The sequence below is a fragment of the uncultured Amaricoccus sp. genome (assembly GCF_937891315.1).
Taxonomy (GTDB): Bacteria; Pseudomonadota; Alphaproteobacteria; order Rhodobacterales; family Rhodobacteraceae; genus Amaricoccus.
Genome location: NZ_CALAGI010000144.1, coordinates 1 through 13,462 on the forward strand (window position 1 = coordinate 1; position 13,462 = coordinate 13,462).

Here is a 13,462-nt window from a genome sequence, read left to right on the forward strand (position 1 = left end):
TGCCCCCGGCAGGGCATGACCGTCACGATCTCGCCGACGGTCGAGATCGTGGAGGCAAGGGCGCGCCCATGGTGACAGGCCCCGTCGCCCGGGGAGCGGTGGTCAGGGGCGGATGGTGGTGAGGAAGGCGTCGATCTCGGCTTCCGTGGTGGACCAGCCGCAGACGAGGCGCGCGGTGACGGGGGTGTCGTCGGGGCCGTCGATCGTCTGGGCGCCGGGCCAGAGATAGTAGAGCGCGCCGGCGGCCTCGGCGGCGCGGTGGCCGGACCGCGGCCAGGCGGCGAAGACCGCGTTGGCTTCGGTCGGGTGCGCGAGATGCGCGCCGGGCAGGGCGGCGATGCCTTGGGACAGACGCGCGGCGCGGGCATTGGCGGTCCGCGCGAGGCGGAGCCAGAGGTCGTCCGCGAGATAGGCCTCGATCTGCGCCGAGAGATAGCGATGCTTGGAGAAGAGATGGCCGCCGCGCTTGCGGCGAAGCTCGAACTCCCAGGCGCGCGCGGGGTCGAACAGGATCACCGCCTCGACGCCGAGAAGGCCGTTCTTGGTGCCGCCGAGGCAGAGGATATCGACGCCGGCCTTCCAGGAGAGATCCGCCGGGGAGCAGCCGAGATGGGCGAGGGCGTTGGCAAAGCGCGCGCCGTCGAGATGGGTGGCGAGCCCGCGGGCGCGGGCGATGGCGGTCAGGGCGGCGAGGTCGGCGGGGGAATAGACGGTGCCGGCCTCGGTGGCGTTGGTGAGGCTGAGCGCGCCCGGCTGGACATTATGCACGCCCGCGCCGGCGGAGGCGTCGATCGCGGCGGCGAGGGCGGCGGGGGCCATCCGCCCGTGATCGCCCGCGACGAGGGTGAGCTTCGCGCCGCCGGAGTAGAATTCCGGCGCGGCGCATTCGTCCTCGGCCACGTGGGCGTGGGAATGGCAATAGACCGTGGCCCAGGGCGGGCAGAGGCAGGCGAGGGAAAGCGCGTTCGCCGCCGTGCCGGTGGCGACGAGATAGACCGCGGCCTCCGGCGCCTCGAAGATCTCGCGGACGCGGGCGGTGACGCGCGCCATGGCGGCGTCCGCGCCGTAGCTCTGTTCGTGGCCGGTGTTCATCGCGGCGATGGCGGCGAGGATTTCAGGCGCGGCCGGGCCGGCGTTGTCGGAGGTGAACCACATCAGCTCTGGTCCTCGATGATGAAGTCTTGCCAATCGTCTTCGGCGACATCGTATTCCGCGACCATGCGGCCGCGGAGCGAGATGCCGGCGGCATGCACGCTTTCGGGATCGCCCGAGATCAGCGGATGCCACGGATAGAGGTCGTGGCCGTCGTGGATCAGGCGATAGGCGCAGGTGCGGGGCATCCAGTCGATGATGCGTCCGAGGTTGTCCTCGTCGATCGTCACGCAGCCCGGGACCAGTTGGCGGCGGAGCGGATAGTTGCCGCAACGGCAGGTGCCGAGATCGAGCAGGCGGCAGGCGACGCTGGTATAGGCGACGCGATCGGTCTCCTCATCCTCAAGCTTGATCAGGCAGCATTTGCCGCAGCCGTCGCACAAGGCCTCCCACTCGTTGCGCGGCAACTCCTCCAGCGGGAAGCGGCGCCAGAATTCGGGGCGGAGGTCGTCGCGGTCGATCGGCTCGGGCCGGTGCGTCGGGCGGCGCGTCATGGAAGCGCGCTCGCGGTCGCTTGGGTCAGCCGGTAGACGATGTCCGGGCGGCCGGGCAGGGGTGGCGCCTCGACGAAGCCGAGGCGGAGGGCGAGGGCGCGGGAGCCGGCGTTGGCCGGGGCGACGAGGGCGGTGACCTCGGGCAGGGCGAGCGGGCCGAAGGCGTGGGCGAGCCAGCCGCGCGCGGCCTCGGCGGCGTAGCCCTGGCCGCGGTGGGCGCGGAGGATCGCCCAGCCGATTTCGCAGGCGGGCTGGTCCGGCGCGTCGAAGCGGCGGAGTGCCAGGCCGGCCATTCCGAGAAAGGCGCCGTCGGCGGCGCGTTCGACGGCGGCGTAGGAGACGCCGTCCTCGGCCCGGCAGGCGTTGAAACAGTCGATCAGGTCGTCGCTGTCGGAGCGCGGGATGCCGGCCTCGGCGTTCAGCATGGCGTAGGCCGCGCGGTCGGCGTCGCGCCAGGGGCGGAGGAGGAGGCGGGCGGTACGGATCTCGGGCGCGGCGGTCATGGCCAAGTCGTCCAGGTCGCGCGGTCGATGGTGAAGACGAGATGCGGGCGGAGCCGGTGGCCCTCGGGGATATGGGGATGGTCGAAGTCGCGGGCGGGGTCGCGGACCATGCCGAGGCGGACCATGACGGCCTGCGACGGCGCGTTCGCCGGAACCGTCATCGCCACGATTTCGGGCAGATCGAGCGCACCGAAGCCGTGGTCGAGCCAGCCGGCGGCCGCCTCGGTGGCGTAGCCCTGGCCCCAGTGGGCGCGGGCGAGGCGCCAGCCGACCTCGACGGCGGGCGCGAGCGGCGCGAAACCGACGCGGGTGAGGCCGACCATGCCGAGGAAGGCGCCGTCGGTCCTGCGCTCCACCGCCGAGAAGCCGAAGCCGTCGCGCGTGCTCCGCTCGATCAGCCGGGCGATGAGCGCGTCGCTCTCGGCGCGGGTGAGCGGGGCGGGGAAGTGGGTCATCACCTCCGGATCGGCGTTGAGCGCGGCGAAGGGCGCGCGGTCGCGCGGCAGCCAGGGGCGGAGGAGGAGGCGTTCGGTCTCGATTGTCGGGCCGGGGGGCGTCGGGCCGGCCAGCGTGGCGGTCATCCGGTCAGTCATCGCGGTCGACCGCGGCGAGCAGGCGGCGGGTCTCGGCGACGTCGGCGCGCATCTGGGCGACGAGCGGCGCGACACCGTCGAAGCGCAGCTCCGGGCGCTGGAAGGCGACGAGGGCGACCGAGATTTCGGCGCCATAGAGATCGCCGGAGAAATCGAGCAGATGGATCTCGAGATTGGGTCGGGTGCCGCCGAAGGTCGGGCGCACGCCGAGCGACGCCGCGCCGGCGTGGCGGCCCTTGTGGGGACCGGTCAGCACATCGACGATCGTCGCATAGACGCCGAAGCGCGGCAGATGCAGGCCGTCGAGCCAGAGGTTGGCGGTGGGAAAGCCGAGGTCGCGCCCGCGCTTGTCGCCATGCTGGACGGTGCCCTCGATCCGATGCCAGTGGCCGAGGACGCGGGTGGCGTCCTCCGGTCGCCCCTCGGCCAGCGCGGCGCGGATCGCGGACGAGGAGAAGTCGCCGGCGTCGTCGCAGACGAGCGGAGCGACGGTCATGCCGAAGCCGAGGCCGGGGCCGAGACGGCGCAGCATCTCGACGTCGCCGGCGCGGCCCTTGCCGAAGCGGAAATCGGCGCCGGCGACGAGATGGCGGATGCCAAGGGCGCCGGCGAGCACGTCGCGCGCGAAGCTCTCCGCGTCCAGCCCGGCGAGGCGGGCATCGAAGCGCAGCTCGTAGAGCTGCTCGACCCCGAGCTTGGCGAGGCGGTGGGCGCGGGCCTCGGCGTTCATCAGCCGGAAGGCCGGCGCGTCGGGGGCGAAGAAGGCGCGCGGATGCGGCTCGAAGGTGACGACGCCGAAGGGCACGCCTTTCTCGACCGCCGCGGCGCGCGCCAGCGCCAGCACCGACTGATGCCCGAGATGAATGCCGTCGAAATTGCCGATGGCGACCGCGGCGCCGCGATCCGCCAGCGCCAGGGCGTCAGTGTCGGTATGCCGTCGCATGGACCCTTTCGGGGTCGCGCCCGGCCCCCCTTCCGTCAGTCGAACTTGCGGCTCGGCGCCAGGACTAGCGCCTCGCCCTTCAGCACGACCGTATCACCCACGCGGCAGGCGCAATCAAGAGTGACGCGCCGCCGCCCATGGTCGATGGCGGTGACCGAGACCGTGGCCACCACGCGGTCGCCGGGGCGGACAGGCGCCATGAACTTCAGATTCTGGCCGAGATAGACCGTGCCGTGGCCGGGCAACTGCTGGCCGATCACGGCGGAAATCAGCGCGGCGGTCAGCATGCCATGGACGATGCGGCCCTCGAAGATCGTGTCGCGGGCATAGTCGTCATCGAGATGCACCGGATTGTGATCGCTGGAGATCTCGGCGAAGAGGGCGATTTCGCGGTCGCTTATGGTCTTCGACAGCGAGCGGACCATGCCGATCTCGATATCCTCGATGCAGATCGTCCCGATCGGCAGGTCGTGCGCACGCATGTCCAACATCTCTGGCCTTCCCGAGCACCGGCGTTGCGCCGCAACGCAACATGCATACGCGAATTCGTCGCCGGGCGCAACATGCGCGGGCAATAAATACCACGATCCGAGACCAAAGTTGTAATTTAGTTGCGCTCTCGTTAACGGAGATAGGCCATGGCATAGAGTGGGGACATGCGGGCCTTGGCGAGGTAGCTGGCGAGGCGGGCCGGATCGGGGCCGGCGGAGGGTGTGGTGGCGGTCTCCTCCGCCGCGAGGCCGCCGGTGACGAAAACGGCGTCGAGGCTCTCGCCCATCGCACCCTCGATGTCGGTCCGGATGCCGTCGCCGATACAGAGGATGTCGTCCGAGCGAATGTCGTCGGGCTGTCCGACGGACAGTTTTTCGCGCGCCAGCGCATAGATTGGCGGATAGGGCTTGCCGAAATAGAAGCTCTCGCCGCCCGCTTGCGTATAGGCTTTTGCGATCGCGCCGGCGCAATAGACGCGCTTGTCGCCCATGTCGACGACGATGTCGGGATTGGCACAGAGGAGCTTCAGGCCCTTGGTGGCGCCATAGAGGATGACGGCGCGATAGTCGTCCGGCGTTTCGGTCAGGTCATCGACGAGGCCGGTGCAGACGATGCCCTCGGCCTCCTCCAGCGGCACGCGCTCGATGTCGAAGGGCTTGCCGTTCGCATCTGCGAAAAACGGCAGGTCGCGGGCGGGCCCGATATGATAGACGCGGCGGCCGAAGAAGCCGCGGGCGAGGGCGATCTGGGCCGCGTCGCCCGAGGAGACGATGAGGTCGTAGCAATCGCGGGGCGCGCCCATGGCGTCGAGCTGCGCGGCGACCTGCGCGGCCGGGCGCGGCGAATTGGTCAGGAGCACGACCTTGCCGCCCCGGGAGCGGTAGCGTTCCAGCGCGGCGACGGCGGCGGGGAAAGCCTTCACCCCGTCATGCAGACAACCCCAGAGATCGCAGAAAAGCACTTCGTAGCGAACACCGATGTCGTCGAGCGTCTGGATGGTCCGGGTCATTTCCGCCTCGCGTTGCTGCGAGCCGACGCCTAGCCGATCCGGCCCGGCGTGGCAAACCGGTGGAATTTCGATGTCGCCGGGGAGCGCGCGGGGAGATGGTTCTTCTCCCGGGCGTCCCTTGACAGCTCCGGGTGGCCTCAATATCTAAGCCGCGCATTAGCACTCACGGGTGGCGGGTGCTAACGATCTCGAAGCCACCGCAAGGTTGGAACGCATTTTAAGGAGCGATCCCGATGAAATTCACTCCCCTGCACGATCGCGTGCTCGTCCGCCGCATCGAAGGCGAGGAAAAGACCAAGGGCGGCCTGATCATTCCCGACACCGCCAAGGAAAAGCCGTCCGAGGGTGAAGTCATCTCCGTGGGCGAGGGCGCCCGCAAGGATTCCGGCGAACTGATCGCGCCGGTCGTGAAGCCGGGCGACCGGATCCTGTTCGGCAAGTGGTCGGGCACCGAGGTCAAGATCGACGGCGAAGACCTGCTGATCATGAAGGAAAGCGATATCCTCGGGATCATCGTCCCGGGTGCGAGCGCCGCGAAGGCCGCCTGATCGCCTTTTTCCCATCCCGCACATTTTTTGAAGGAGCCGCCTGAATGGCTGCCAAGACAGTAAAATTCAGCACCGACGCCCGCAACCGCATGTTGAAGGGCGTCGATATCCTGGCCGACGCCGTGAAGGTGACGCTGGGTCCGAAGGGCCGCAACGTCATCCTCGACAAGTCCTTCGGCGCGCCGCGCATCACCAAGGACGGCGTCACCGTCGCCAAGGAAATCGAACTGGAAGACAAGTTCGAGAACATGGGCGCGCAGATGGTCCGCGAAGTCGCGAGCCGCACCAATGACGAGGCCGGCGACGGCACCACCACCGCGACGGTTCTGGCCCAGGCCATCGTCAAGGAAGGCATGAAGTCGGTCGCGGCCGGCATGAACCCGATGGACCTGAAGCGCGGCATCGAGAAGGCCGTCGCCGTCGTCGTCGAGAACATCAAGACGCAGTCCCGCACCGTCTCGGGCTCCGAGGAAGTCGCCCAGGTCGGCACCATCTCGGCCAATGGCGAGGCCGAGATCGGCCGGCAGATCGCCGACGCGATGCAGAAGGTCGGCAACGAGGGTGTGATCACCGTCGAGGAGAACAAGGGCTTCGAGACCGAGACCGAGGTCGTCGAGGGCATGCAGTTCGACCGCGGCTACCTCAGCCCCTACTTCATCACCAACGCCGACAAGATGGTCGCCGATCTCGACGACGCACTGATCCTGCTGCACGAGAAGAAGCTCTCGTCGCTGCAGCCGATGGTTCCGCTGCTCGAGGCGGTGATCCAGTCGGGCAAGCCGCTGCTCATCATCGCCGAGGATGTCGATGGCGAGGCGCTTGCCACGCTGGTCGTCAACAAGCTGCGCGGTGGATTGAAGATCGCCGCCGTCAAGGCGCCGGGCTTCGGTGACCGTCGCAAGGCCATGCTGCAGGACATCGCGGTCCTGACCGGCGGCCAGGTGATCTCGGACGACCTCGGCATGAAGCTGGAGAATGTCGGCCTCGACATGCTCGGCCGCTCGCGTCGCGTCTCGATCACCAAGGACGAGACCACGATCGTCGACGGTCACGGCGAAAAGGCCGAGATCGAGGCCCGCGTCGGCCAGATCCGCGCGCAGATCGAGGAAACCACCTCGGACTACGACAAGGAGAAGCTGCAGGAGCGTCTGGCGAAGCTGGCCGGCGGTGTTGCGATCATCCGTGTCGGCGGCGCTTCGGAAGTCGAAGTGAAGGAGCGCAAGGACCGTGTCGACGACGCGCTGAACGCGACCCGCGCGGCCGTTCAGGAAGGCATCGTCGTCGGTGGCGGCGTGGCGCTGGTTCAGGCCTCGAAGAAGCTCGACGGCGTGACCGGTGACAATTCCGACCAGAGCGCCGGCATCAACATCGTCCGCCGCGCGCTGCAGGCGCCGCTGCGGCAGATCGCCGAGAACGCCGGCGTCGACGGTTCGGTCGTCGCGGGCAAGGTGATCGAGTCGAGCGACCCGGCCTTCGGGTTCAACGCGCAGACCGAGGAATATGGCGACATGTTCAAGTTCGGCGTGATCGACCCGGCCAAGGTCGTGCGCACCGCGCTGCAGGACGCGGCTTCGGTCGCCGGCCTGCTCATCACCACCGAGGCCATGATCGCCGAGAAGCCGGAGCCGAAGGCCGCCGGCGGCGGCATGGGCGGCGGCATGGGCGGCATGGGCGGCATGGACGGCATGATGTAATCAGCCGCCGCTATCGGCTGCTGTCTGGAAACGGGGGGCCGCGTGCCCCCCGTCTTCGTTTTGGGGTGGGGTTTTGGAATGGGGCGAATTCGGCAAATCTTTACCAACCGGTGCTAGAGCTTTGCCCGTCCCGCGCCTGGCGGGATGGCGCGTCGATCCGCCGCGTCGGTCGGCCATTCACGTTTCCCGGCGGCGCGCCTTCGGGATCGCCTTTCTCGACAGACCCGGAGCCACGTAACGGCGCGGGTCATTTCGTCCTCCTCCGGAACGGGCCATTCCGAAGGACCAGACGATGTTCACGCTTGGACTCAGCCTTGATACGATCGCCCGGCGACGGGCCGGAGCGGTCCCGCCGGCGGCGCCGGTCATCGCCGCGGTGACGCTGAGCACGGCGGAGCCCAGGGTGGGTCAGGCGGTGAGCGTCGCCGTCGCCTGGACCGGGCATCCGCGGACCGGCGTCGCCTGTGTCTGGCTGCGGAACGGCGTCCCGATCGCGGGAGCGACGGCGGCGAGCTATGCGCCGGTGGCCGCCGACGAGGGCGCGATGCTCAGTTGCGCGGTGACGATTGCCAACGGGGTTGGCACGGCCAGCCGGACGAGCGAGGCGCGGCGGGTGCTGGCGGCCCCGCTGCCGGCCATCCTGCTGATCGTCGCGGGTCAGTCGAACGCGCGCGCGGCGAGTACCAGCGCCGCGAACGCGCCGGCGAAGTACCTGTCGCTGAGCAATGCGAGCATGTGGATCGAGGGCACGGGCTTCGCCCCCTATTCGGCCGGCGGGAATTCCGACGGCAAGGGCGCGGCGGGGGCCTGGGGCTCGGAGGCGGAATTCATCTATCAGGTGAACCAGACGTCGCCCGGCCGCGCGGTCCATGTGGTGAAGGAAGCGGTCAACGGCTCGACCATGGCGGCCGGCGGGGCGAATTCCTGGACGCCGACGATGGGCGCGGGGGGCCGTTTCGCGCAACTCGAGGCACAGGTGACGGGCGCCAAGGCGGCGCTGGCGGCGGCGGGCGTCGCCTTCGAGACGCTGACCCTTCTGAACCAGGGCGAGAGCGACACCGAGACGGACGCGGGTTCGAACGGCTACCGCGCGAATTTCGACGCCTTCCTCGCCGCCTATCGGGCGCGGATTTCGACGGGCGCCCTGGTGATCGAGCGGATCCGGCCCTATTCGGGGGAGCTGGCGCAGAAGACCTACGCCCGGACCTTCAGGGTGCGCGAGGCGCAGGAACGGGCGGCGGTGGCCTCGGGCCTCGGGATCGTCAGTCTCGATTTCATCCCGGGAAATTTCTCCGAGCTGCATCCGGGCGCGGCCTGGGCCGAGGGCAAGGGGCTGCGGGCCCATGCCTGGTGGTCGGGAACCTATCCGACCACCTATGGGCCGATCGCGGACCAGGATCCGAGCAACCTCGTCTTCGCCAGCCAGACCGGAGCGGTGGCCGGAGCGCGGGTGATGTCCGACACCGTGGCGATCGCGGGGATCGGCGGCAATTCCCCGGTCTCGATCACGGGCGGCGAATACCGGGTTCGCAACCCCGACGATACCGACTGGCTGGACTGGACCGCCGCCGCCGGGACGATCCATCCGTTCCAGAAACTTCAGCTGCGGACCATGGCGGCGGGGCAGGCGGGCGGATCGGCGAGCGTGACGGTCACGGTCGGCGGCGTGTCGGCCAACTGGAGCGTCACGACGGCCGGCGCGGTCCAGACCCGCGAGCCGGAGACGGTGGCCTTTCTCGCGCGGGTCGCGGCGCTGGCGGGCGGGGCGATGGACACCGCCCGGATCGAGGCGCTCGATGCCTTCTATGCCGGGGCCAGGACGGCGAGCTGGTGGACGAAGACGCGGCGGCTCTATGTCGGCGGGCTGAGCGACGCGGTCGCGGCCTCGGTCGACCTCAGGGACCAGACGACGGCGCTGACCCAGGTCGGCACCACCGGCTCCGTGACCTGGGTCGCCGGGTCCGGCTGGACCACGGGCGGCGGCAGCGGCCGCGGGCTCGACATGCATTTCAGTCCGGCGACGGGCGCGCGCGACAGCCTCGCCCTGTTTCTCTGGTGCCCCGACTTCGGCATGACCGGCGGATCGAGCAGCGCCTTCGACATCCAGGGGTCGGACCTCTCGGTCCGGCTGCGCCAGAACGACGTCGGCAATCTGCAGTGCCGGCTGAACGCGGCGGGCAACCAGACCAAGACGGCGATCACCAGCCTGGCGGGCTTTCGCTGCGCTTCGCGAACGGCGGCGGCGGTCACCACCTTCTATGGGCCGGAGGGGACCAGCCTCGGCACCGACGCGGTGGCGAGCGCGGCGCCGTCGGCGAACGCCCTCTACATGTTCGCCCCGATCAGCGGCTCGACTTCCGGCCGGCATCTGCAGGTCGCCGGTGTCGCCGATGGGTTGAGTGGAGCGGAGGTCCTTGCCCTGCGCGGCGCGCTGGCGCGGCTCGGCGCGGCATTCTGGCTGGCGTGATCGCGAGCGCGCCACGGCCGGCTGGATGCGTCGAAATTGAGCGTTGATGCTCGCCTGAACCCGATACGCGCGAATGTGAACGAAAACGCGCTTGAAAATTGCTGCGCTTGCGAATAGCTTGGAGCGAGCGAGGTCCCACGCCAGAGGGCAGGAGTCAAGATGATCGAGCAGGACAAGGCGGAGCGCATCCGCGTGGCGATTGAAGAGGAACTGGGGACGTTCCGCCATTTCGCCGACCTTCCCGCGACCGAGATCGAAGCGATGTCGTCGCGCATAGTGCGCGCCATCGGAGCTTTGGTGAACGAAGGCGCGCGCGAGCCCCGCGCCGCCTGAGGCGCCGGGTTCCCGGACCTGTCCGGGGCCGAATTTTCTCTGTGAGTTGTAAGCGGTACCCCCCCAAGAGTTCAGTGCGTTCCGAACGCCGCGGCGCGCGGCGGCTGTTCTCGGTGAATGCCTCACCTTACGTCCTGGGTTCCGCGGTCGCGCCGCCAATGGAACCGGGGCGGTCCGCGCCCGATTTTCCGGCAGGATCCTGACCGCCGCGCGATCCCGTCGTCTGGCCTCGATAGGCGTTATCCGTCGGCGCAGGCAATGCCGCAGGCGACGACCGCGGTGATCACGAGGGCGAGGAAGACGGTGGCGCCGGTGGCCACGGCAACCCCGGGCGTGACCTCGAAGCGGGTCCCGTTCTGATCGGCGGGGGCCGATTCCGTCGGCGCCGGTTGCTGGGCGCAGCCGGACGCGCCGAGCAGGAGGGCCGCGCAGGCGGCGATGCAAATCTTGCGCATGGGAAGTGCTCCGTAAAATCGTCAGATGAATCAAAACGTGATTGGATGGTAGCACCGGAGCCGGTGGAAACGCGCACTATTATTGCGACGCGGCGCGCGAATTGGGAGCGGCGTCGGTCAATAGTGGTAGCGACACTGGACGATCTCGATCGGCCCGGGCGTCGCGCGGTAGACGAGCCGGTGCTTACGGTCGATGCGCCGTGACCAGAAGCCGGCGAGATCGCCCTTGAGCGGCTCGGGCTTGCCGATGCCCTCGATGGGGTGGCGCGGGCATTCGCGGATCTCGGAGGTCGAGATCGCGAGGCCGCGCTCCGCCAGCCGTGCGCGGAGCTCCTCGAGACCCTGGTCCCGCACCGCCTCGAAGGCAGCCATCACCTCAGCGTGCCGCGCCTCGATGCGTTGCGACCGCGTGTCGCCGCCCTGCGCCTTCGGCGCGAAGCTCGCCGTCGCGCGACGCCGGGCGTCCCACCGGATGACCGACGAGATCGAAATGCCGAACCGTCGCGCAGCGCTTGGCCAGCGACCTCAGGCTCTCTTGACCATGCTGTATCGCTCGACGGACCGCCGCCGTCGTCGTGGCGCTCCCGTGATGAACCTGGCCCATGGCGCATCCTTCCATTCAGGTGAAAAGACCGCGCCATCAAAGCCCGGGACCAAACATCTAGATGGTCGTCACCATCCGGCTCTCGGCGTCGGAGACAAAGCAGAGATCGATCAGCTTCTGCATCTCGGCCGCGCGGCGGAAGGTCGGCTCGCCGTTCTCGCCGCTGAGCAGCGCGATCAGGAAGCGCTGCTCGTTGCGCGGCGTCGGCGGGCAGTCCATCGGCTTCCAGGTCTGGGTCTCGATGTCGGGGCCGAGGCAGACCTCGAGGCTCGATCCGTGCGCGTCGGCCCAGACCTTGAGCGCGCCCCTGTCGCCGTGGATCATCAGATCGAGCTCGTTCGCCTTGCCGGTCGCATAGCGGCTCATGTGGATCACGCCGAGCGCGCCGTTCGAGAATTCGGCGGCGATCGCGACACTGTCGTTCACGTCGAGCTGGTAGACGCCGATCATCCCGCCCTCGGCCTTGTCGAAGGTCCGCATCCGGGCGCTCAGGGAGACGATGTCGAGCCCGGCGCCGTAGGTCACGAAATCGAGGATATGCACGCCGATATCGCCGAGCACGCCCCTGGAGCCATGCTGCGACGAGAGCCGCCAGAGCCATCGCTCCTCGGTCCGCCAGTCGCCCCAGTGCCGCCCGGTCAGCCAGCTCTGCAGGTAGCTCGCCTGCGCATGCCGCACTGTGCCGATCTCGCCCGCCTCGACCATCCGCCGCGCGGTCTGCAAGGCGGCGGCGTTGCGGTAGGTGAGGTTCACCATATTGACGAGGCCCGCCGCCTCCGCCGCCTCGGTCATGGCGAGCGCGTCCGGATAGGTGACCGCCAGCGGCTTCTCGCAGAGGACGGGCTTGCCGGCGGCGACGAGTGCCAGTGTCGTGTCCTTGTGCGCGCCGTCCGGGGTGGCGTTGACGCAGGCGTCGAACGCGCCCCAGGCGAGCGCGTCCGAGAGCGCGCCGAAGGCGTTCGGCAGGTGGAAGGTCTCGGCGAATTCGCGGGCGCGCTCAGGGTTCGCATCGACCGCGGCGACGATCTCGCAGCCGGGAAGGAGCACGAACCGCTCGGCGTGCGCGCGGGCCATCGCGCCGGTGCCGAGCATCAGGAGCCGCTGCCCGCCGCTCACCGGTAGCCCTCCTCGCCCGCCTTGTGCAGCGACGGGCCCCTGGCGGTGATCTTCTCCGGCGCGGCTTCGACCGGCACGTTCGGTGCCTCGTGCACGCCGACCCAGGCCGGGGCGGGATTGCGCGCCCAATGGACGGCGTTGCGGAGCAGCGCCTGCACCGTCGGGTCATGATAGGTGGGATAGGTCTCGTGCCCGGGGCGGAAGTAGAAGATCCGCCCGGCGCCGCGGGTCCATGTCATGCCCGAACGGAACACCTCGCCACCCTCGAACCAGCTGATGAGCACGGTTTCCATCGGTTCGGGCACCAGGAAGGGCTCGCCGTACATCTCCTCGTTGGGCAACTCGATCCGGTCGCCGAGGCCGGCGAGGATCGGGTGCGACCGGTTGACCGACCACAGCCGCTCGCGCTCGCCCGCCTCGCGCCAGCGCAGGCCGCAGGGGGTGCCCATGAGACGGATGAAGGGTTTCGAGAAATGCGCCGAATGCAGGACGATGAGGCCCATGCCCTCGTGCACCCGCCGGACGACGCGATCGACGGTGGCATCCTCCACCGCGCCATGCGCCTTGTGGCCCCACCAGAGCAGCACGTCGGTCTCCCTCAGCCGCTCCGCCGGCAGGCCGTTCTCCGGCTGGTCGAGGGTGGCGGTAGAGGCCTCGATCCCCTCGGCGGTGCCAAGCGCGGCGGCGATCGTGGCGTGAATGCCGTCGGGATAGATGCCGCGGACGGTGGCGTTCTCCCGCTCGTGAACGAATTCGTTCCAGACAACGGCGCGGATCATGGGTGTCTCCTCCAGGCCGCGCCTCTCCCACGCGCGATCGGTGGGAGAGTGGCGGGGTTGACGGGGCGGTACAAGCTTTGTGAATTCCGCCGCCGGGCGGGACGGGCGCCGTGGTTGGCCCGCGGGGGCGCGGAACGCCGCGCAAGCGCCGCGGCTCGGGTCGGTGATCGGGGCTGCGTGCCCTTCATACGATTGCCGCTTGGTTGGTTCGGATCGAGATGTTTCCGCGGACCGATCTCAGGGGGCGCCAGTGGCGCGCCCGCGGTCCGCGCGCCCGGAG

At 69.3% G+C, this 13,462-nt stretch carries 15 protein-coding genes and 1 pseudogene; 4 read left to right on the forward strand and 12 right to left on the reverse strand.

Translation table 11 applies throughout. The annotated features are described in order from the left end of the window. Positions 1 to 102 precede the first annotated feature (102 nt). The 7 genes from Q0480_RS14485 to Q0480_RS14515 all read right to left on the reverse strand — a co-directional run bounded on the left by Q0480_RS14485 (position 103) and on the right by Q0480_RS14515 (position 5,186). Positions 103 to 1,155 carry a low specificity L-threonine aldolase gene (locus Q0480_RS14485; protein WP_299133981.1) on the reverse strand — a complete coding sequence of 351 codons (1,053 nt, stop codon included), beginning with the start codon at positions 1,153 to 1,155 and terminating at the stop codon, positions 103 to 105. Then, the gene (locus Q0480_RS14490; RefSeq protein WP_299133982.1) at positions 1,155 to 1,646 is read right to left on the reverse strand and encodes a YcgN family cysteine cluster protein; all 492 of its coding nucleotides are present in this window, start codon (positions 1,644 to 1,646) and stop codon (positions 1,155 to 1,157) included. The genes Q0480_RS14485 and Q0480_RS14490 overlap by 1 nt, the downstream gene beginning before the upstream one ends. Beyond that, a complete protein-coding gene (locus Q0480_RS14495) occupies positions 1,643 to 2,149 on the reverse strand; it encodes a GNAT family N-acetyltransferase (RefSeq protein WP_299133983.1) in 507 nt (168 codons plus the stop codon). Before Q0480_RS14495 ends, Q0480_RS14490 begins: the two co-directional genes overlap by 4 nt. Continuing rightward, the gene (locus Q0480_RS14500) at positions 2,146 to 2,730 is read right to left on the reverse strand and encodes a GNAT family N-acetyltransferase (protein ID WP_299133984.1); all 585 of its coding nucleotides are present in this window, start codon (positions 2,728 to 2,730) and stop codon (positions 2,146 to 2,148) included. The genes Q0480_RS14495 and Q0480_RS14500 overlap by 4 nt, the downstream gene beginning before the upstream one ends. Positions 2,731 to 2,734: 4 nt before the next feature. Next, a complete protein-coding gene (locus Q0480_RS14505) occupies positions 2,735 to 3,685 on the reverse strand; it encodes a bifunctional riboflavin kinase/FAD synthetase (RefSeq protein ID WP_299133986.1) in 951 nt (316 codons plus the stop codon). A gap of 35 nt (positions 3,686 to 3,720) precedes the next feature. Further along, positions 3,721 to 4,176, reverse strand: a complete 456-nt coding sequence (locus tag Q0480_RS14510) for a MaoC family dehydratase (RefSeq protein ID WP_299133987.1) — start codon at positions 4,174 to 4,176, stop codon at positions 3,721 to 3,723. Between the two features lie 131 nt (positions 4,177 to 4,307). After that, positions 4,308 to 5,186 carry a TIGR01459 family HAD-type hydrolase gene (locus Q0480_RS14515; protein ID WP_299133989.1) on the reverse strand — a complete coding sequence of 293 codons (879 nt, stop codon included), beginning with the start codon at positions 5,184 to 5,186 and terminating at the stop codon, positions 4,308 to 4,310. A 233-nt stretch (positions 5,187 to 5,419) separates the two neighbouring features. On the opposite strand from Q0480_RS14515, the gene Q0480_RS14520 reads away from it, so the two are divergent. From Q0480_RS14520 to Q0480_RS14535, 4 genes are all read left to right on the forward strand, one after another. Continuing rightward, complete coding sequence (locus Q0480_RS14520) at positions 5,420 to 5,734, forward strand: co-chaperone GroES (RefSeq protein ID WP_299133991.1); 315 nt, start codon at positions 5,420 to 5,422, stop codon at positions 5,732 to 5,734. A gap of 44 nt (positions 5,735 to 5,778) precedes the next feature. Continuing rightward, a complete protein-coding gene (gene groL / locus Q0480_RS14525) occupies positions 5,779 to 7,428 on the forward strand; it encodes a chaperonin GroEL (RefSeq protein WP_299133993.1) in 1,650 nt (549 codons plus the stop codon). Between the two features lie 292 nt (positions 7,429 to 7,720). Continuing rightward, positions 7,721 to 9,895 carry a sialate O-acetylesterase gene (locus Q0480_RS14530; protein WP_299133994.1) on the forward strand — a complete coding sequence of 725 codons (2,175 nt, stop codon included), beginning with the start codon at positions 7,721 to 7,723 and terminating at the stop codon, positions 9,893 to 9,895. A 159-nt stretch (positions 9,896 to 10,054) separates the two neighbouring features. Continuing rightward, on the forward strand, positions 10,055 to 10,228 hold the full coding sequence (locus Q0480_RS14535; RefSeq protein WP_299133997.1) for a hypothetical protein: 174 nt from the start codon (positions 10,055 to 10,057) through the stop codon (positions 10,226 to 10,228). A 239-nt stretch (positions 10,229 to 10,467) separates the two neighbouring features. Here Q0480_RS14535 and Q0480_RS14540 read toward each other — a convergent pair whose 3' ends face one another. The 5 genes and pseudogenes from Q0480_RS14540 to Q0480_RS14560 form a co-directional block, all read right to left on the reverse strand. Continuing rightward, positions 10,468 to 10,683, reverse strand: coding sequence for a hypothetical protein (locus Q0480_RS14540; RefSeq protein ID WP_299133999.1), 216 nt, complete (start codon positions 10,681 to 10,683; stop codon positions 10,468 to 10,470). Positions 10,684 to 10,800: 117 nt separating this feature from the next. Further along, entirely contained in the window at positions 10,801 to 11,055 is a 255-nt protein-coding gene (locus tag Q0480_RS14545) for a Txe/YoeB family addiction module toxin (RefSeq protein WP_299134005.1), read from the reverse strand. A 93-nt stretch (positions 11,056 to 11,148) separates the two neighbouring features. After that, a pseudogene (locus Q0480_RS14550) lies at positions 11,149 to 11,287 on the reverse strand (IS481 family transposase); the annotation flags it as partial. 57 nt (positions 11,288 to 11,344) lie between these two features. Continuing rightward, positions 11,345 to 12,403: a Gfo/Idh/MocA family oxidoreductase gene (locus Q0480_RS14555; protein ID WP_299134001.1), complete on the reverse strand. Its 1,059-nt coding sequence runs from the start codon at positions 12,401 to 12,403 to the stop codon at positions 11,345 to 11,347. After that, complete coding sequence (locus Q0480_RS14560) at positions 12,400 to 13,182, reverse strand: ThuA domain-containing protein (protein ID WP_299134003.1); 783 nt, start codon at positions 13,180 to 13,182, stop codon at positions 12,400 to 12,402. The genes Q0480_RS14555 and Q0480_RS14560 overlap by 4 nt, the downstream gene beginning before the upstream one ends. Between the last annotated feature and the right edge of the window lie 280 nt (positions 13,183 to 13,462).